Consider the following 17,964-nt stretch of genomic DNA (forward strand, 5'->3'; position numbering starts at 1 on the left):
TGTTCGCGATCAGCGTGATCGCGGGGGCCGCCACCCCGCGGTGCGCCTTGTACCGTTGACGACATGAGCGACACGCCTTTCGGATTCTCGAATCCCGACGACGACCCGGACCGCAGGAAGGACTCCGGTTCCGGCGCCGAGGGATCCGGCGCCGAGGGTGCCGGCCCGGAAGGCGCCGGGTCCCAGGGCGGCGCCACCGGCGGGTTCCCCTTCGGTTTCGGGGCCCCCGGCGCAGGCGGTGCCCCGTTCGGCGCGGGCGGCGACAACCCGTTCGGCGCGCAGGGCTTCGACCCGGCGGCGCTCGGGCAGATGCTGACACAGTTCGGTCAGATGCTCAGCGGCATGGGCAGCGCGGTGGGGTCCGGCGGTTCCGGGCCGGTCAACTACGAGGTGGCCGGCAAGCTCGCCCGCCAGCAGATCGGCTCCGTCACCCCGGTGTCGTCCGGGTCGGCGGATGCCGTCCGGGACGCCGCACATCTGGCGGAACTGTGGCTCGACGGGGCGACGACCCTGCCCGCGGGCGCGACCCGCACCGTCGCGTGGACGCCCGTCGACTGGCTCGACAACACGCTCGAGACGTGGAAACGCCTGTGCGATCCGGTGGCCGAGCAGGTCAACGGCATGTGGATGCAGGGCCTGCCGGAAGAGGCCCGGGCGATGGCCGGGCCGATGCTCGGCATGTTCTCCCAGATGGGCGGGCTGGCGTTCGGTTCCCAGCTCGGCCAGGCCCTCGGGCAGCTCGCCAAGGAGGTCCTGACCTCGACCGACATCGGCCTGCCGCTCGGGCCCGCGGGCACCGCGGCGCTGATGCCCGCCGCGATCGAGGCGTTCGGTGACGGACTCGAGCAGCCGGCCCAGGAAGTCCTGGTCTTCCTCGCCGCCCGGGAGGCGGCACACCAACGGCTCTACAGCCACGTGCCGTGGCTGCGCTCGCGCCTGCTGTCCACTGTGGAGGACTACGCGCGCGGCATCCGGATGGACTTCTCCGCGATCGAGGACCTCGCCCAGGGTATCGATCCCATGGCGCTGACGGATCCGTCGAAGATCGAGGAACTGCTCAAGGGCGCGGCGTTCGAGCCGCAGACCACCCCCGAGCAGAAGCAGGCCCTCGAACGCCTCGAAACGCTGCTCGCCCTGGTCGAGGGCTGGGTGGAGACCGTGGTCGCCGACGCGCTCGGCGACCGGCTGCCCGGGGTGGCCGCGCTGAGCGAGACGCTGCGCCGCCGCCGCGCGAGCGGCGGGCCCGCCGAGCAGACCTTCGCGACTCTCGTCGGTCTTGAGTTGCGGCCGCGGAAGCTGCGCGAGGCCGCGGCCCTGTGGCGCCGGCTCACCACCGATGCCGGGCCGGACGCGCGGGACAAGGTATGGGCGCACCCGGATCTGCTGCCGGACTCGTCGGACCTCGACAACCCGGCCGCGTTCCTCGACCGCGTCATCGGCGGAGAAGCGGCGGCGTTCGACGATCCGATCGCCCAGTTGCGCGAGACCGAGGCGCGCGAACGCGCCGAGCGGGAGAAGGGCGAGCCGGGCTCCGGCGAGTCCACCGATCCCGACGAATCCGCCTGAACGCACATCGGGCCAGGTAGGCGCCGGTTTTACCCTGTGGACAACCCGCCTCGGGCACAGGTGGTGCGGCGGGTTTGCTGTCAGGCTGACGGCATGACCACGGCAACGCATCCACAGTCCGGACCGGCGCTCGACCCTGCCCTCGAGGTGCTCCACCGACCGGACGGGACGGTACAACTCGGGTGGGGTCCGGACACGGCGGCCGTCCTGTCCCCCGACGCGGGGCTCGACGCGTTCGGACTCTCGACGGTGCTGCGCCTGCTCGACGGGCGCTCGTCGCGCGAGGAGATCCTCGCCCGCACCGCGCGGGCGGGGCTGCCGGGCGCCGCCGTCACCGCCCTGCTCGACGAGCTGACCGCCCTCGGTGCGGTCCGTGATCCCGGCGTAGCCGCGCTGCAGGTCCCCCGGGTGCGGGTGCACGGACGCGGGCCACTGGCAGACGCGCTGGTCGCCCAACTGACGGTGTCGGGCACGCGGCTGCGCCGGTCCGCCGTCTACACCGGCGACAGCGACGTCGCCCGCTGGGACGCGCAGTGCGTGCTGCTCACCGACGCGCTGGTGCCCGACCCCGGTCTCGTCCGCGAGCTGATGCGGCACCGTGTGCCGCATCTGCCCGTACTGCTGCGCGACGGCCGCGGCATCGTCGGCCCCTTCGTCGTCCCGGGCCGCACGAGCTGCCTGCGCTGCGCCGATCTGACCCGCACGGATCTCGATCCGCACTGGCCGCAGCTGGCCGCCCAGCTGTGCGACCGCGTCGGGTGTGCGGAGCCCGCAGCGGTGCTGGCGACCGCGGCCCTCGCCCTCGGACAGCTCGACGCGATTCTCACCGCCTCGCCGTCCACGCCGCCCGCGACGTTGGACCGGACCCTCGAGGTGGATCTGCGCAGCCATCGACTCACGTCGCGGCGCTGGTTCCGGCACCCGGACTGCGGGTGCGGAGGCACACCCGCGTGAAGCGGCGCACCGCGCCGGTGACGCAGCGGCGCACCGCGCCGGTCGCGCAGCGGCGCACCGCGCCGGTCTGACGCCGTCAGGCATGATGGTGGGCGTGGCCGAAATCCCCCGCAGAAGCAGTTCCCGCACCGCCAAGCTCGCCAGCATCCCCCTCGGGATCGCCGGTCGCGCCGCGGTGGGATTCGGCCGGCGTCTGGCCGGCGGGGACCGCGAGGAGATCGATGCCGAGCTTGCGGCGAAGGCGGCCGAGCAGCTGTTCACGGTGCTCGGCGAGCTCAAGGGCGGAGCCATGAAGGTGGGCCAGGCGCTGAGCGTGATGGAAGCCGCGGTGCCGGAGGAGTTCGCCGAGCCGTACCGGGAGGCGCTGACGAAGCTGCAGTCGGCGGCGCCGCCGCTGCCGGCCAAGGCGGTCCATCGCGTCCTCGATCAGCAGCTCGGCGCCCGCTGGCGGGAGCGCTTCGCCTCGTTCGACGACATTCCCACCGCCTCGGCGAGCATCGGCCAGGTCCACCGGGCGGTGTGGGCGGACGGCCGCGAGGTCGCGGTGAAGGTTCAGTACCCGGGCGCCGACGAGGCGCTGCGCGCCGATCTGCGCACCCTGTCGCGGTTCGCGGGACTGTTCGCGACGGTGATGCCGGGCACCGACGTGCGGGCCGTGCTCGACGAGCTGACCGCGCGCACCGAGGAGGAGCTCGACTACCGGATCGAGGCCGACAACCAGCGGACGTTCGCCAGGGTGTTCGCCGACGATCCCCGGTTCGTCGTGCCGCGGGTCGTCGCCAGCTCCCCGAAGGTCTTCGTCACCGAATGGCTCACGGCGACACCGCTTTCCATGATCATCGCCGAGGGAACCCGCGAGCAGCGCAACCGGGCCGGGGCGCTGCTGGCCGAGTTCCACTTCGCGTCCCCGGCACAGGTGGGGCTGCTGCACTGCGATCCGCACCCGGGCAACTTCATGCTGCTCGACGACGGCCGGCTCGGCGTCATCGACTTCGGTGCCACGGCCGCGATGCCGAACGGGTTGCCGCCGGTGCTGGGCCGGATGGTGCGGCTGGCCCTCGAGGAGCGCTTCGACGAGCTGACCACGCTGCTCTACGAGAACCGGTTCGTCCTGCCGGGCCGGGAGGTCACCGAACAGGAGATCGCGGACTACCTGCGCCCGTTCACGGATCCGATCCACACGGAGTCGTTCCACTTCACCCGGGCCTGGCTGCAGAAGGCGGCGGGCACCGCCACCGACTTCTCCGGATCCAACTTCCGCACTGCGCGGGCACTGAACCTGCCGCCGGAGTACGCGAACATCGTCCGCGTACTCCTCGGCTCCGTCGGTATCTGCGCGCAACTGGACGCGCACGCGCCGTACATGCGGATCCTGTCGGCGTGGCTGCCGGGATTCACCGATCCGGTGGACTGACCTCCCGGCAGCCGGTCCGGCCTAGGCGCACACCAGTTCCTTGCGGGGGCGTCCCCGCGGACGCTTGCGGGCGACGACGACACCCCGTTCGAAGATCTCGCCGCCCCACACGCCCCACGGCTCGGCACGGTCGAGTGCCGCGGCGAGGCAGTGAGCGCGGATCGGGCACCGGCCGCACAGCGCCTTGGCTCGCTCCAGTTCGGTCGGTGATTCGGCGAACCACAGGTCCGGATCGCCGTCGCGGCAAGGCAACTCGCGCACGCGCGTCGTATGGTCGACGTCGAGCGTTGCGGTCTGCACGATGGATGTCTCCTCTGTCTGGTTCGGATGCGATGCGCGAACCGGGCAGAAGACGAAGAAGGCCACGGTCCGCTGGGCGGTGTCCGTGGCCGGAAGGCGAATGAAGATTACCGGGGTGAACCTCGGTGGCTTCGGGGCACGGACGAAGGGGCGGCTGCTCGCACGCGGGCGACGCGCGGAGTGCACGCGCCGGCGGCGACGGGGGCGCCGGCGACGGGGGCGGCGACCACCACTGCAGCTGCATCGAAGCCGAGCATCGGGGCCACCTCCTTCGTCGTCCGCGCACGGGCCTTTCCCGTGACATCGACCTCCAGCCTAGGAACTCGGCCGTCGATCGCACAACCCATTTTCTACCTGCGGTTTTACCGCATCTTTGCGAACCGCTACAGATCGAGGGTATCGGGCGCGCGTTCACCGCGCACGACGGCGAGCACGTCCGCGCCGAACTGCTCGAGTTTCTTCGCCCCGATGCCGGGGATGGCGACGAGGGCACGGTCGTCGCCCGGCCGCTGCTCAGCGATCGCGATGAGCGTGTTGTCGCTGAACACCACGTAGGCGGGGACCTTCATCTCCTTGGAACGTTCCCGGCGCCAGTCCTTCAGCGCCATCAGCAGCGATTCGTCCAGGTCCGACGGGCAGCCCTCGCAGCGCCCGAGCATGGTCGCGGACGACCCCATCAGAGGCTTTCCGCACACGCGGCACTGCGGCCGCTTACGTTTCGGCGACGCGGGGGCCGCGATCCGGGAGGCCGGCGAGTCGTCGGGGATCAGACCGTGCAGGAACCGGGACCGCCGCCGCGACCGGCGGCCGCCCTCGGTGCGCGAGAGCGCCCAGGACAGTTGCAGGTGCACGCGGGCGCGGGTGACCCCGACGTACAGCAGGCGGCGCTCCTCCTCGATGCCGGCCTCGTCGGGCGGCGTGGAGCTGTCGCCGACGACGTGCACGATGGGCAGGGTCCCGTCGGTGAGGCCGACGAGGAAGACCGCGTCCCATTCCAGGCCCTTGGCCGCGTGCAGCGACGCGAGCGTCACGCCCTGCACCGTCGGCGGGTGCCGCGCCTCGGCCCGCGCCGCCAGGTCACGCAGCAGACCGTCGAGATCCAGGTCGGGCTCGTGCCCGAGGAGCTCCTCGGTCAGCTGCACGAGCGCCCGCAGAGATTCCCACCGTTCACGGGCCTGCGCACCGGCAGGCTCGGCCTCGGTCAGGCCGAGCGGGGCGAGCACCGCCCGCACCAGCGTGACGAGGGCGGCGCCGCGATCGGCGCCCGCGGGCAGGTCGTCGCGGCCGTGGGCCTGCCGCAGCGCGCCGACCGCCTGGCGCACCTCGGCGCGGGTGAAGAAGCCCTCGCCGCCGCGGACCTGATACGGGATACCGGCCTCGGTGAACGCCTGCTCGTAGGCCTCCGACTGGGCATTGATGCGGTAGAGCACCGCGATCTCGGCGGCGGGCACCCCCGATCCCAGCAGCTTCGCGATCGACTTGGCCACGGCCTGCGCCTCGGCGGGCTCGTCGTCGTACTCGGCGAACGCCGGCTCGGGTCCGGGCGGGCGCTGGCCGACGAGCTGGAGGCGGGTCCCGGCGATGCGGCCGCGTGCCGCACCGATGACCCGGTTGGCGAGGGACACCACCTGCGGCGTGGAACGGTAGTCGCGTTCGAGCCGGACCACGGTGGCGTCCGGGAATCGGCGGGAGAAGTCGAGCAGATACTGCGGGGTGGCACCGGTGAACGAGTAGATCGTCTGATTCGCGTCGCCGACGACGGTGAGGTCGTCGCGGTCGCCGAGCCACGCGTCGAGCACGCGCTGCTGCAGGGGCGTGACGTCCTGGTACTCGTCGACGACGAAGCAGCGGTAGCGGTCGCGGAACTCCTCGGCGACGGCGGTGTGCTCCTCGAGCGCGGCGGCCGTGTGCAGCAGCAGGTCGTCGAAGTCGAGGAAGATACCGTCGTCGCGCACCTTGAGGGACTCGTAGCCGGCGTAGACGGCAGCCACCCGTCCGGCGTCGGCGGGGGGCTCACGCCGGGCCCGGGCCACCGCGGCCGGGTAGTCCTCCGGCGCGACGAGCGAACCCTTGGCCCACTCGATCTCCGAGAGCAGGTCGCGCACGGTGTCGGTGTCGGTGGCGAACCCGGCACGGTGCGCGGCCTGGGAGACGACGGCGAACTTGCGGTCGAGCAGCTGCCACGGCGTGTCGCCGACCACTCGCGGCCAGAAGTAGCGCAGCTGCCGCAGCGCGGCGGCGTGGAAGGTACGCGCCTGCACCTGCGGCCCCGAGCCGCCCACCCCGAGTTCGCGCAGCCGGCCGCGCATCTCCCCGGCGGCGCGGGCGGTGAACGTGACGGCGAGGACCTGGCCGGCCGCGACGTGTCCGTGGGACACCAGGTGCGCGATGCGGCGGGTGATGGTCCGGGTCTTTCCCGTCCCGGCACCGGCGAGCACACACACCGGGCCCCGCGGCGCGAGGACCGCCGCCGCCTGCTGAGGATCCAGGCCCTCCACCGATGCATCTGCTCGCATGGGCTCCATCATGGCAGGACGCGGTGACAGGCCTCCGGCCCACACCGACTGTGGTGGAGAACACATTTCACCGTCGCGCGGAACAGCGGGTGCCCCGGAGTTGTTGTGCGCACCGTGACTACGACCGATGCTCCCGCCCTGACGCTCTACACCACCGACTGGTGCGGCTACTGCCGCCGCCTCAAGAGCCAGCTCGACGAGCACGGCATCGGCTACGCCGAGATCGACATCGAGGCCGACCCGTCCGCCGCCGAGTTCGTCGGCAGCGTCAACGACGGAAACCACGTCGTTCCCACCGTGCAGTACGCCGACGGCAGCACCGCGACCAATCCCCCGCTGTCCGCGGTCAAGCAGGCGCTCGGTCTCTAGCCGACGGCACCGCATCCGCCGGGAGCACCGAGGAGCTCAGGTGGTGTATCCCGGCGGGGCCGGCACGGCGTGTTCGGCTGCCCGGCTGGCCTGCTCCCATGCCGCCCAGTCCCGGATGCGCTCCTGCGCGAGTCCGACCGCGGCGTCGTAGACGACGCTGCCGAGGATCAACCGTCTCGGCGGGGCGTCGCTGTCCACGGCTGCCCGGACCGCGGCCGCGGCGAGCGCCGGCTCGCTGTCGACGCCGCCGGCGGCCGACGTCGCTGCCATCTCGGCGCGCAGCGCCGCATAGTCGTCGAGCGGCGCGGTGGCGGGCATGTCCTTGTACAGGTCCGTCCAGTATCCGCCGGGTTCGACGATCGTCACGGCGACCCCGAAGTGTGCAGCCTCGGCAGCGACCGCCTCGCTCAGTCCTTCCAGTGCGAACTTGCTGGCGCTGTACAACCCGGTGGTGGGAAATGCCGCGATCCCCGCAACACTGGAGATCTGCAGCAGGCGGCCCGGGCGCCGACGCAGCGCCGGCAACACCGCCTGCGTGACCCACAGCGCTCCGAAGAAGTTGGTCTCCATCTGAGCGCGTGCCTGCTCCTCGGTGAACTCCTCGACGAAGCCCGTCCACATCGTCCCGGCGTTGTTGACGACGACATCGAGGCGCCCGAAGTGGTCGACAACCCGATCGACCGCCGCGAACACCGCCGACCGGTCGGTCACGTCGACGTCGACGGTGAGCACCCGCTCGTCGTCCCGGAACTCGGGCACGGCGGTTGCGGTGCAGGCAAGAGCGGCGACCCGGTCTCCTGCGGTGAGCGCCTCCCGGGTGAACGCTCGGCCTAGCCCTCGGCTTGCCCCCGTGACCAGCCATATCCGCTGCTCGACCATACCGGCGCCTCCTCGAATCTAGACGAGACGGATCGTCTCGCCATGTGAGTATGCGATCCTCGTTCCCTCTTGTCAAGACGGTCCGTCTCGTCTCGATTTGGCTATGCTGGGTTCCATGCCGCCGAGAACCACCCGCCGCAGCGACGCCGCCCGGACAGCGATCCTGACCGCCGCGGTGGAGTTGGTCGGTGAAGTGGGCTACAGCAAGTCGAGCATCGAGGCGATCGCTGCCCGAGCCGGCGTCGGGAAACAGACCATCTACCGGTGGTGGTCGTCGAAGGGATCGGTGCTGCTCGACGCCTACCTCAACGCAAACGTGGGCGGCGAACCGGAGGACCCGCAGGGCCTACCGAACACGGGCGATCTCGTCGCCGACATGAGGGCGGTGCTGCGCGCCACCGTCGACGAACTGAACGATCCCCGGTTCGAACGGCCGTTGCGCGCGCTGACCGTCGCCGTACTCGAGGACGAGTCCCTGGCCGCCGAATACTCCCGTCGTCTCGACGAGCCGACGCGGCAGATGAAGAAGGAGCGGCTGCGCGCGGCGCAGCGACAGGGTCAGCTGTCCCCCGATGTGGATCTCGACGCCGTCGTCGACACCCTCTTCGCCCCCGTCGCCCAGCGCTGGCTGCTGCGCTCCGGTCCGCTGACCTACGAATACACCGATCACCTCGTCGAGACCGTGCTCACCGGTCTGCCGAGGCCGGGGTCCTGACCGGTTCAGTTCCCCCGGACCCAGCCCTCCAGCATGCCCCGGGCGATCGAGATCGATCCCGGCAGCAACAACGGGGCGTCGGCCGGGGAGGCCCAGTCGCCGAGCGCCAGCGCGGCCCGCACCTCGTCGCGGGTGAACCAACGGGCCTCGGCGATCTCCCCGTCGAGGAAGGCCAGCGGATGCTCCGGATCGGCGACGGCGGAGAACCCGATCATCACCGACCGCGGGAACGGCCACGGCTGGCTGCCGAGGTACCGCACGTCTCGCACGTCGACGCCGACCTCCTCGCGGATCTCCCGCACGACGCAGGACTCGAGCGACTCCCCCGCCTCGACGAACCCGGCGAGCACGGAGAACCGTCGCTCCGGCCACACCGGCTGTCGCGCCAGCAGGACCCGGTCCGCGCCGTCGTGCACGAGACAGATGATCGCCGGGTCGGTACGCGGGAACTCCTCGTGACCGGTGCTGGTGCTGATCCTCGACCAGCCGGACAGGGTCGGCTCGGTCGGCGCTCCGTCCAGTGAACTGAAGCCCGCGTTGTCGTGCCAGTTGAGCAGGGCCACCGCGGTCACCATCAGACCCGCGTCGGCGTCGTCGAGCCGGTCGCCGATGCGGCGCAGGTCGGCGACCGTTCCGGTCTGGGCGAGCACCCGGATCGCCCACACGTGCCGGTCGCCGCGCACACCGAGGAACACCGCGCCGGGCACCGGCTCGGGTCCCAGCTCCACCGCCGCGGCGAACACCAGGGCGTCGCCGTCCACCGGCACCTGCCCGCGACGATCGACCCGCAGCAGATGGGCCCGGGACCAACCGTCGTGCAGGGCCGCGGCGTCGCCCCGCAACTCCTCGGCGCGGTCGACGACCGCACGGGAGAGCAGGGGGGTGTCGGACAGCTGGAAACGGCTCACGACTGCACCCTAGCGGCGGCGCGGGCTCAGCCCGACACCCGCCGGATGTAGAGCAGCTTGTCGTCCGCCTCCACGGCGTCGACCTCGGGGGACCCCACGCGCAGCAGGCGGCCGTCGCGCACGACTCCGAGCACGATGTCGGACAGGTGCCGGGGCGATCCACCCACTTCGTTCGGTTCGACGTCGCGTTCGGCGATCGCGAATCCCGCCTCCGGGGTGAGCAGATCCTCGATCATCTCCACGACGCTCGGCGTCGTGGTGGCGATGCCGAGCAACCGGCCCGCCGTCTCGGACGAGATGACCACCGAGTCCGCGCCCGATTGACGCAGCAGATGCGTGTTCTCCGATTCGCGGATGGCCGCGACGATCTTCGCCCTCGGGGCGATCTCGCGGGCGCTGAGCGTGACGAGCACCGCGGTGTCGTCGCGGTTGGCGGCGACGATGATCGCGGCGGCGTGCTGAACGCCCGCCAGGCGCAGCACATCCGACTTCGTCGCCGAGCCCTGTACCGTCACCAGCCCCTGCCCGGCGGCGGTCTCGAGTACCACCGGATCGGTGTCGACGACGACGATGTCCGACGGCGGAACCCCGTCGCCCAGCATCGCATCCACCGCGGTACGGCCCTTGGTGCCGTATCCGACGACGACGGTGTGATTACGCACGCGGCGCCTCCAACGCTGAATCTTGAACGCCTGGCGCGAACTCTCGGTCAGTGCCGAGAGCGTGGTACCGACCAGGACGATGAGGAAGAAAATCCGCAACGGCGTGACGACCAGGACGTTGATCAGTCTCGCCTCGGGTGTGAACGGGGTGATGTCGCCGTAGCCGGTGGTCGACAGCGAGACGGTCGCGTAGTAGATGCAGTCCAGCAGCGACAGTGCGTCGCCCTGGGCGTCGCGGTAGCCGTCCCGGTCGAGGTAGACCACCAGCACGGCGAATGTCAACGCCACCACCGCATATCCGACGCGGCGAGTGATGGCCCGGCTCGGGCTCGTCTGCAGCTGCGGCACCCGCAGGATGCCCACCAGCGCGAAGTCCGGGCGCTCGGTGAGCACGTCGGAACGGCTGAAGCGGGCACGCAACCTACCCGGCATGGCGGCGCTCCCGCGGTGTTCTCGGCTCCGGTGACGCGGTCACCGACGTTCTCGTTGCTGACATCGGCTCGCAGCCTACGCGTCGGCCGCTAGTGTGGCGCGCATGTCCACACTCCCGTCCCAGCGCGCGGCGCTGCGGCTGTCCGCGCTCCTCCTCGGAGCGGGCGCGGCGCACTTCGCCTCCCCCCGGCCGTTCGACCGGATCGTGCCGACGGCGCTGCCGGGCTCGCCACGCACCTATACCTACGTCTCCGGGGTGGCCGAGCTGACCGCCGGGACGGCGCTTGCGATTCCGCGGACCCGGCGGCTCGGCGGGACGCTGGCCGCGGCCCTGCTGATCGCGGTGTTCCCCGCCAACGTGCAGATGGCCGTGACATGGCTGCGCAGCGAGCGGCTCTCCCCGGCCGCGAAGGCGGTCGCGGTGGCCCGGCTGCCGCTGCAGGTGCCCCTGATCGCCCAGGCTCTCACGGCGCGGCGCAACGCCCCGCGCCGCTGACCGCCGCTACCGCTCGCCGGCCGACGGGCGGTCCGCGCCGGCGCTGCGCACCAACCGGTCCAGCCGCTCGGCGCCGGGCAGGTCCTCCGGCGCGATGGTCCGCCCGGTGCGCACGTAGTGGAATGCGGCCCGCACCTTGTCGAGAGGCGGCACGGCCGGTCGGCCCGTCGCGCGGAACGTGCGGGCGGCCATCAGCTGCGCCCAGGCCAGTCGGTACGCGGCCAGCTGCATCGCCACCGCCTCGAGCCGGTCCTCGTCGGGCTCGGCGCCGGTCTTCCAGTCGATGACCGTCCAGCCGCCGTCCGAGTCCTCGAACACCGCGTCGATCCGGCCACGGATCACCACCCCGGCCAGCGACGTCTCGAACGGAACCTCCACCTCCACCGGGCTGCGCTGCGCCCACCGCGAGCGCAGGAACGCCTCCTGGAGCCGGTCGAGTTCGGTCTCGTCGCCGCCGGCGTCGTCCGCGCCGGGCAGTTCGTCGAGGTCGAGCAGCCGCGTGGCGCCGTATCGCCGTTCGAGCCACGCGTGGAAGGCGGTGCCGCGGCGCGCCAGCGGATTCGGCCGGAACGGCAACGGACGGCGCAGCCGCGCCGCCAGCGCGGCCGGGTCCGCGGCCAGATCCACCAGCTGGCTGACCGACATCTGGGCGGGCAGCATCACCTCGGCACGCTGCTCGGCGCGCCGGGCCCGCTCGGCGAGCAGCGCGTCGACGTCCGCGGCCCAGTCGTCGGGGTCGTCGTCCGGGGTCGCCGGGGGCTCGGGTTCGGGCTCCTCGAGCATCGCGAGGACCAGGGCCGCGCCCTGCTCGACGAAGGGACGCCGCACCCCGAGGGGATCGCGCGGCCACACGGCGGTGTGCGGATCCGCGGTCATCGGGTTCTCGGTGCCCGGCTCCGGCGCCGGGGCCCAGGTCTCGATGCGGCCGAGCCCGGGTCGCGCCGCCACCAGCTCGTGCAGTTCGGACAGGAACGGGGACGGTCCCTTCGGGTCCGTTCCGGACTCGGCCCAGTGGTGCCCGGAGACGAACAGGGCCCGCTCCGTGCGGGTGAGCGCGACGTAGAACAGGCGCCGGTCCTCGTCCAGTTTCCGGCGCTTGAGGGCGTCCTTGTGCGTGTCGATGCAGTTCTCGAGCGATTTGCGGTCGTAGACCTCGTCGAGATCGAGGACGGGGACGCCGTCGCTGTTCTCGCCCGGCAGCGCCCGGTCGCCGCGCAGCGACGGCGGCAGTTCCCCGAGGGCGCCGAGCCATGTGCTGCCGGCCGTCGACGAGGGGAACACCCCGGCGGTCAGGTGCGGGACCGCCACCACCTCCCATTCGAGGCCCTTGGCCGAGTGCACGGTCAGCACCTGCACCCGTTCGGTGGCGACCTGCACCTCGCCCGGAGCGAGTCCGCCCTCGATCGCCTCGGCGGCGGAGAGGTAGGCGAGCAGGCCGGTCAGCGTCGCCGAACCGCGGCTCGCGTACCCGGCGACCACGTCCGCGAAGGCGTCGAGGTTCTCCCGGCCGACACCGCCGTCGCTGCCCGCGCGGGCCTGCGCCTCGATGCCGATGCCGAGAACCCGCTCCACCTCGGCGACGAGCTCCGTCAGCGGCTGGCCCAGCCGCTCCCGCAGGGACGCCAGCTCCTTGCCCAGCGCGACGATGCGCGCGTAACCGAACTCCGAATACCGATGCGGCGGACCGGGATCGGAGAGTGCGTCGGCGATCCCGGCCTGTTCGGACTGCTCGCCCGGCAGGGCGCTGTCGAGCGCCTCGGCGAGGGCGGCCGAGTCGGTGACCGTGCCGGCGACGCCGAAGCGGCCGCCGATGGCGAGTTCGCCGGCCCGGCGCCACAGCGCCTTCAGGTCGGCGGCGCCGAGCTGCCAGCGGGCACCGGTCAGCACCCGCACGGCCGCGCTGCCGGCCGTGGGGTCCGCGGCCAGCCGCAGCATCGCGATCACGTCCGCCACCTCGGGGGTGTGCAGCAGGCCGCCGAGACCGACCACCTCGACGGGCAGGCCGTGGGCTCGCAGCGCCTCCGCGATCGGCGCGGCGTCGGCGTTGCGGCGCACCAGCACCGCCGCTGTCGGCGGCGACGCCTCGGCGGCCCGGGCGGCCGCGTACTCGGCGGCGATCCGCCCGGCCACCCATTCCCGTTCGGCCTCCACGTCCGGATGCAGGGCGAGCCGGACGTCGCCGGGGGTCGGCTCCGGCTTCGCCCGCAGCGTGCTGACCTGGACACCCTTGTGCCGCAACGGTTCCGATGCCAGATTTGCCAGCTCCAGCGCCTCTGGGGGGTTGCGCCAGCTGGTGAGCAACTCGAGCCGGGGCGCGGGGCTGCCGTCCGGCAGCGGGAAGTCCGTCGAGAACCGGGGCAGGTTTGCCGCGGACGCGCCACGCCATCCGTAGATCGACTGCATCGGATCCCCCACCGCGGTCACCGCGGGCATCCGCTCCGAGGCGCCGCCGGACAGGGGACCGCCGAACAGCGACGACAGGAGGACACGCTGCGCGTGGCCGGTGTCCTGGTACTCGTCGAGCAGCACCACCCGGAAGCGGGCCCGCTCGGCGCGGCCGACCTCCGGGTGGTCGCGGGCCATCCGGGCGGCGAGCGACATCTGGCTGCCGAAATCCAGCGCGCCCTCGCGGCGCAGCGTCTGCGCCAAGCGCTCGACCAGGGGCAGCAACTCGATCCGGGCCTGCTGCGCGTCGAGGATGTTCAGCAGGGTCTTCGACGGTCCCCCACGCTGATTCGGGCCGGCGGGCAGCGTGTGCACGAGCTTGTCCAGCTCGGTGTGCGCGACGCGCAGGTCCTCCGGCTCGACGAGGTGCTCGGCGAGCTGCCCCGACAGGGCCAGCACGCACTCGGTGACCGACGCGGGATTGCGGTCGGTGTCGAGGTCGCCGTCCCAGGCGCTGACCACGCGGTACGCGAGCTGCCACAGCTCGGTCTCGGACAGCAGGGTCGCCGACGGTTCGATGGGCAGCAGCAGCCCGTGCTCACCGAGCAGGCGCCCGGCGTACGCGTGATAGGTGCCCACCTCCGGCTCGCCGGCGAGGATGCGGGCGCGCAGCCCGCCGGTCGGGTCGAGGTCGCGCACCAGCGCCGATCCGGCGAGCTTCGCCAGCCGCCGGCGGATCCGGGTGGTGAGCTGCTGGGCGGCCTTGCGGGTGAACGTCAGGCCCAGCACCTGTTCCGGGTCGACGAAGCCGTTCGCGACGAGCCAGACCACGCGCGCCGCCATCGTCTCGGTCTTGCCGGCGCCGGCGCCGGCGACGACGAGCGTGGGCTGCAGCGGCGCCTCGATCACCGCGGCCTGCTCGCCGGTCGGCGGGAACTGCCCGAGCGCGGCGGCCAGCTCGACCGCACTCACCGTCGGTGGTGCCACTATCCCGTCACCTGCCTGCCCTCGTCGTGCGCCGGGCAGCTCGACAGGACCGGGCAGTGCCGGCACCCGTCGTTGACCCGGGCCAGGAACTGCGGTCCGCGGGTGGCCGCGGCTGCTTCGTGGATCACGTCGCGCCAACGGTCGAGCGCCTCGGCGTCCAGCGGGGGCTGTACCCGCTGGGTGGCGCCCTCCTTGTTGTGCGGTTTGGCGACGAACACCAACCGTGCCCCGCCGGGTTCGCCGGCGGGCTGCCCGTCGATCGCGCCGGCCGCGGCGGCGACCTGGTAGGCGGCCAGCTGCGCGTGCTGCTGCGCCGCCTCCTTGGTGACCGGATGGCGCGCGGTCTTGACGTCGATGATCACGGGCCGCCCGTCGGGGTCGCGCTCGAGCCGGTCGATCCGGCCGCGCAGCCGCACCCGAGGCTCGTCCTCGGTCCGGGGTTCGAGGATGCCGTCGACGGCGATCTCGACCCCGACCTCGGTGAGCTCGCCGCGGGTGCCGCGCAGCCACGCCGAGAACGTGTCGAGCATGGCGCGGGTGCGTTCGAGCTCGCGACGGGCGTACCACTGGGAGCCGAGATCGACCGAGTCCCATGCCCGTTCGAGCGCCCGCTCCACCTGGTCGGGCGGGATCCGCCCGGCGAGCGCCTGCACCAGCGTATGCACCAGACTGCCCGCGACGGCGTGGGTGTTGTCGCCGTCGGAGCCGCCGTGCCGCTCGAACATCCACCGCAGCGGGCACGTGGTGAGCTGTTCGACCGTCGACGGCGACAACGGCACCGCGTCGGCCCCGGGGTCCCACAGTTCCTGTTGCGTGCTGGGCTCGGCGGTGCCGTACCACTGGTCCGGATGCGCGCCCCGCACACGGGCCCGGGCGAGCCGCGCGAGCTGTGCGGCCGCCCGGCGCTGCCGCTGCGGATCGTCCCGGGCCACCACGGGATCGCACACCACGCTGCGCAGCTCGGCGACGAGGGTGGGGAGGGCGAGCACCCGGGTGCGGGTCTCCTCGGGCAGCACCGAGACGTCCTCACCCGCCTCGTCGACGACGTCGTCGGAGTCCGCGCCCACCAGCTCGTCGACGAACCGGGACCGCACCATGTCGGTGTCGCCGCCCACCGATTCGACGGCGGTGACGAGCAGGGTGCGCCGCGCCCGGCTGCACGCGACAAGGAACAGGCGGCGCTCGTCGGCCAGTAGCGGCGCGGTGCGTGAGAGCCGCGTCGAGCCGTCGCCGCCGCCGTCGGCCCCGGACACCGCGTCGATCAGCGTCTCGATGCCCAGCAGGGTGCCGCGGGCGCGCAGGCTCGGCCACAGGCCCTCCTGCACGCCGGCGACCGCCACGACGTCCCACTCCCGGCCGGCCGCCGAGTGGGCACTGACGACGGTGACCGCCTCCGCCGGCGCGACCAGGCGGGTGCGGACGGTGCCCGGGATCTCCTGCTCGGTGAGGTAGTCGACGAATCCGGCGAGCTGGGCGCGCGGCAGCCGGTCGACGTAGTCGGCGGCGGCGTCGAACAGCGCCACGATGCCGTCGAGGTCGCGGTCGGCCTGCGCGCCGACCGGACCGCCGCGTTCGGACGCCGCGGCCCACTTGCGCTCGAGTCCGGTGGCCTGCCACGCCTCCCACAGCACGTCCTCGATGCCGCCGCCGCGGCGCGCGGCCTCCCGGGCCTTGCGCAGCACGGCCTGGGCCTTCTTCAGCGGCGCCGCCTCGACGTCGGTGAGTCCGCGCTCGAGCCGTTCGGCGTTTTCGCCCTCGTCGTCGACGAGCAGCAGTCGCAGCAGTTCGGCGGAGTCGCGGTCGCCCCCGGCGGCGAGCTCGACACGGCGCAGGCCGCGGCGCAGGCGGCGCAGGGCGACCGGTTCGGCTCCGCCGACGGGCCCGGACAGCAGGGCGAGCGCCTCCTCGCCGCCGAACGGCAGCCCGGACAGTGCCCGCAGTACGAGCAGCAGCCCGGCGACGCCGTGCTGGCGGGCCAGCGGCAGCTCGGAGGCGGCCGTGGTCACCGGCACGCCGGCCGCCAGCAGGGCGCGCCGCAGCGGGGCGAGCGAGCGCGGCACCGACCGCACCACGACGGCCATCCGGGACCACGGCACCCCGTCGACGAGGTGGGCGCGGCGCAGCGTGTCGGCGACGAGGGCGGCTTCCTTCGCCGGCGTCGGCAGCACCCGGACCCGCACGGTGCCCGGATCGTCCGACGGGACGGCGGGTGCGCCGCGGTGCGGCGGGAGGCCGGACAGCCGGCGGGTGATACGGCCGACGAGTTCGGCCACCTCGGGGGCGGCGCGGTGGTTGGTGCCGAGCACCACGCGGCGGCTCGGGTCGTCGTCGACCAACGCGGCGAGGAAGGCCGGGTCGGCGCCACGGAAGGTGAACACCGCCTGGTCCGGATCGCCGGCGACGGTGGTGGTGCGGGTGCCGAGCCCGACGACGCGCACCAGTTGCGCCGCCTGCGGGTCGAGATGCTGGGCGTCGTCGACGAGCAGGTGCCGGATTCGGGACCGTTCCCGTGCGAGCAGGTCGGGGTCGGTGACGAACGCGGCGAGGGCCGCCCCGACGAGTTCGGCGGCGTCGAGGGCGGGCGCGGTGGCCTCGGGCGCCTCGATGCCGACCGCGCCGCGCAGCAGCATGATCTGCTCGTACCGGGCGGCGAATTCGCCGACGGCGACCCACTCCGGCCGCGACCGCCGCTGCCCGAGCTCGATCAGGTCCTCGGGACCGAGGCCGCGTTCGTTGGCGCGCAGCATCAGGTCCCGCAGCTCCACCGCGAAGCCGGTCATGCCGAGCGCGGGCCGCAGCCGCTCGGGCCACATGCCCGCGCCGTCGTCGAGATCGCCGCGCAACAGCTCGCGCAGGACGGCGTCCTGCTCGGCGCCGGTGATCAGGCGCGGGGGCGGGTTGCCGTGCGTGGACGCCTGCAGCCGCAGCACCGCGAACGCGTACGAGTGGACGGTCCGCACCAGCGGTTCCCGCGTGGCCCGGGGACCACCGGGAACCGCCCCCACGCGGAGCAACCCGGCGGTGATCGCCTCTCGTACCTCGGTCGCGGCGCGCCGGGAATGGGTGAGCACCAGCACCGACTCCGGGTCGGCGCCGGCGGCGATCCGGGACACGGCCAGGTCCACGAGCAGCGCGGTCTTACCCGTCCCGGGGCCGCCCAGCACCTGCCACGGCCGCCACTGCGGCATGGGCGGCGAATCGGCGAACACCCGCTGCACGTCCTCGGGCCACTGTCGCTGCGGCGGCGCCTCGTCCGGCCTCGGCACCAGCCGCACCTCGGCCTGCCGGGGCCGGGCGTCGGGGCGGATGTCGGCGTCGGTCATGGGGCCATTCCAGCAGACGGGACCGACACCGCCGCGGAGCGGCGAATCCCGCACCGCC

General features: G+C 73.0%; 13 protein-coding genes. 6 read left to right on the forward strand and 7 right to left on the reverse strand.

What is annotated here, in order from left to right:
• Positions 1-63 precede the first annotated feature (63 nt).
• From KZJ41_RS18070 to KZJ41_RS18080, 3 genes are all read left to right on the forward strand, one after another.
• Positions 64-1,566, forward strand: coding sequence for a zinc-dependent metalloprotease (locus KZJ41_RS18070; RefSeq protein ID WP_006942790.1), 1,503 nt, complete (start codon positions 64-66; stop codon positions 1,564-1,566).
• Between the two features lie 93 nt (positions 1,567-1,659).
• On the forward strand, positions 1,660-2,520 hold the full coding sequence (locus KZJ41_RS18075) for a hypothetical protein (RefSeq protein ID WP_161996280.1): 861 nt from the start codon (positions 1,660-1,662) through the stop codon (positions 2,518-2,520).
• Positions 2,521-2,602: 82 nt separating this feature from the next.
• Positions 2,603-3,934 (forward strand): AarF/ABC1/UbiB kinase family protein, encoded by a 1,332-nt coding sequence (locus KZJ41_RS18080; RefSeq protein ID WP_029544549.1) that lies wholly within the window; start codon positions 2,603-2,605, stop codon positions 3,932-3,934.
• Between the two features lie 21 nt (positions 3,935-3,955).
• Here KZJ41_RS18080 and KZJ41_RS18085 read toward each other — a convergent pair whose 3' ends face one another.
• Both KZJ41_RS18085 and KZJ41_RS18090 read right to left on the reverse strand, forming a co-directional pair.
• The gene (locus KZJ41_RS18085) at positions 3,956-4,234 is read right to left on the reverse strand and encodes a WhiB family transcriptional regulator (RefSeq protein WP_043797088.1); all 279 of its coding nucleotides are present in this window, start codon (positions 4,232-4,234) and stop codon (positions 3,956-3,958) included.
• Between the two features lie 383 nt (positions 4,235-4,617).
• The gene (locus KZJ41_RS18090) at positions 4,618-6,750 is read right to left on the reverse strand and encodes an ATP-dependent DNA helicase UvrD2 (protein WP_238406460.1); all 2,133 of its coding nucleotides are present in this window, start codon (positions 6,748-6,750) and stop codon (positions 4,618-4,620) included.
• A gap of 114 nt (positions 6,751-6,864) precedes the next feature.
• On the opposite strand from KZJ41_RS18090, the gene KZJ41_RS18095 reads away from it, so the two are divergent.
• Positions 6,865-7,119: a mycoredoxin gene (locus KZJ41_RS18095; RefSeq protein ID WP_043797086.1), complete on the forward strand. Its 255-nt coding sequence runs from the start codon at positions 6,865-6,867 to the stop codon at positions 7,117-7,119.
• A 36-nt stretch (positions 7,120-7,155) separates the two neighbouring features.
• Here the strand turns inward: KZJ41_RS18095 and KZJ41_RS18100 are convergent, their stop codons facing one another.
• A complete protein-coding gene (locus KZJ41_RS18100) occupies positions 7,156-7,998 on the reverse strand; it encodes an SDR family NAD(P)-dependent oxidoreductase (RefSeq protein ID WP_161996282.1) in 843 nt (280 codons plus the stop codon).
• Positions 7,999-8,101: 103 nt separating this feature from the next.
• On the opposite strand from KZJ41_RS18100, the gene KZJ41_RS18105 reads away from it, so the two are divergent.
• The gene (locus KZJ41_RS18105) at positions 8,102-8,713 is read left to right on the forward strand and encodes a TetR/AcrR family transcriptional regulator (protein ID WP_081705051.1); all 612 of its coding nucleotides are present in this window, start codon (positions 8,102-8,104) and stop codon (positions 8,711-8,713) included.
• A 5-nt stretch (positions 8,714-8,718) separates the two neighbouring features.
• Here KZJ41_RS18105 and nudC read toward each other — a convergent pair whose 3' ends face one another.
• Together nudC and KZJ41_RS18115 are read right to left on the reverse strand one after the other, a co-directional pair.
• Positions 8,719-9,621, reverse strand: coding sequence for an NAD(+) diphosphatase (gene nudC, locus KZJ41_RS18110; protein ID WP_050035451.1), 903 nt, complete (start codon positions 9,619-9,621; stop codon positions 8,719-8,721).
• A 26-nt stretch (positions 9,622-9,647) separates the two neighbouring features.
• A complete protein-coding gene (locus KZJ41_RS18115; protein ID WP_006942770.1) occupies positions 9,648-10,715 on the reverse strand; it encodes a TrkA family potassium uptake protein in 1,068 nt (355 codons plus the stop codon).
• Between the two features lie 103 nt (positions 10,716-10,818).
• Between KZJ41_RS18115 and KZJ41_RS18120 the strand changes: the two genes are divergently transcribed.
• On the forward strand, positions 10,819-11,211 hold the full coding sequence (locus tag KZJ41_RS18120) for a MauE/DoxX family redox-associated membrane protein (RefSeq protein ID WP_029544562.1): 393 nt from the start codon (positions 10,819-10,821) through the stop codon (positions 11,209-11,211).
• A 6-nt stretch (positions 11,212-11,217) separates the two neighbouring features.
• Here the strand turns inward: KZJ41_RS18120 and KZJ41_RS18125 are convergent, their stop codons facing one another.
• Positions 11,218-14,568: an ATP-dependent DNA helicase gene (locus tag KZJ41_RS18125; RefSeq protein ID WP_043797081.1), complete on the reverse strand. Its 3,351-nt coding sequence runs from the start codon at positions 14,566-14,568 to the stop codon at positions 11,218-11,220.
• 14 nt (positions 14,569-14,582) lie between these two features.
• Entirely contained in the window at positions 14,583-17,906 is a 3,324-nt protein-coding gene (locus KZJ41_RS18130) for an ATP-dependent DNA helicase (protein ID WP_029544567.1), read from the reverse strand.
• Positions 17,907-17,964: the final 58 nt, after the last annotated feature.

The sequence above is a fragment of the Rhodococcus sp. 11-3 genome, from assembly GCF_023704055.1.
In the GTDB taxonomy this organism is placed as follows: Bacteria; Actinomycetota; Actinomycetes; order Mycobacteriales; family Mycobacteriaceae; genus Rhodococcus; species Rhodococcus aetherivorans.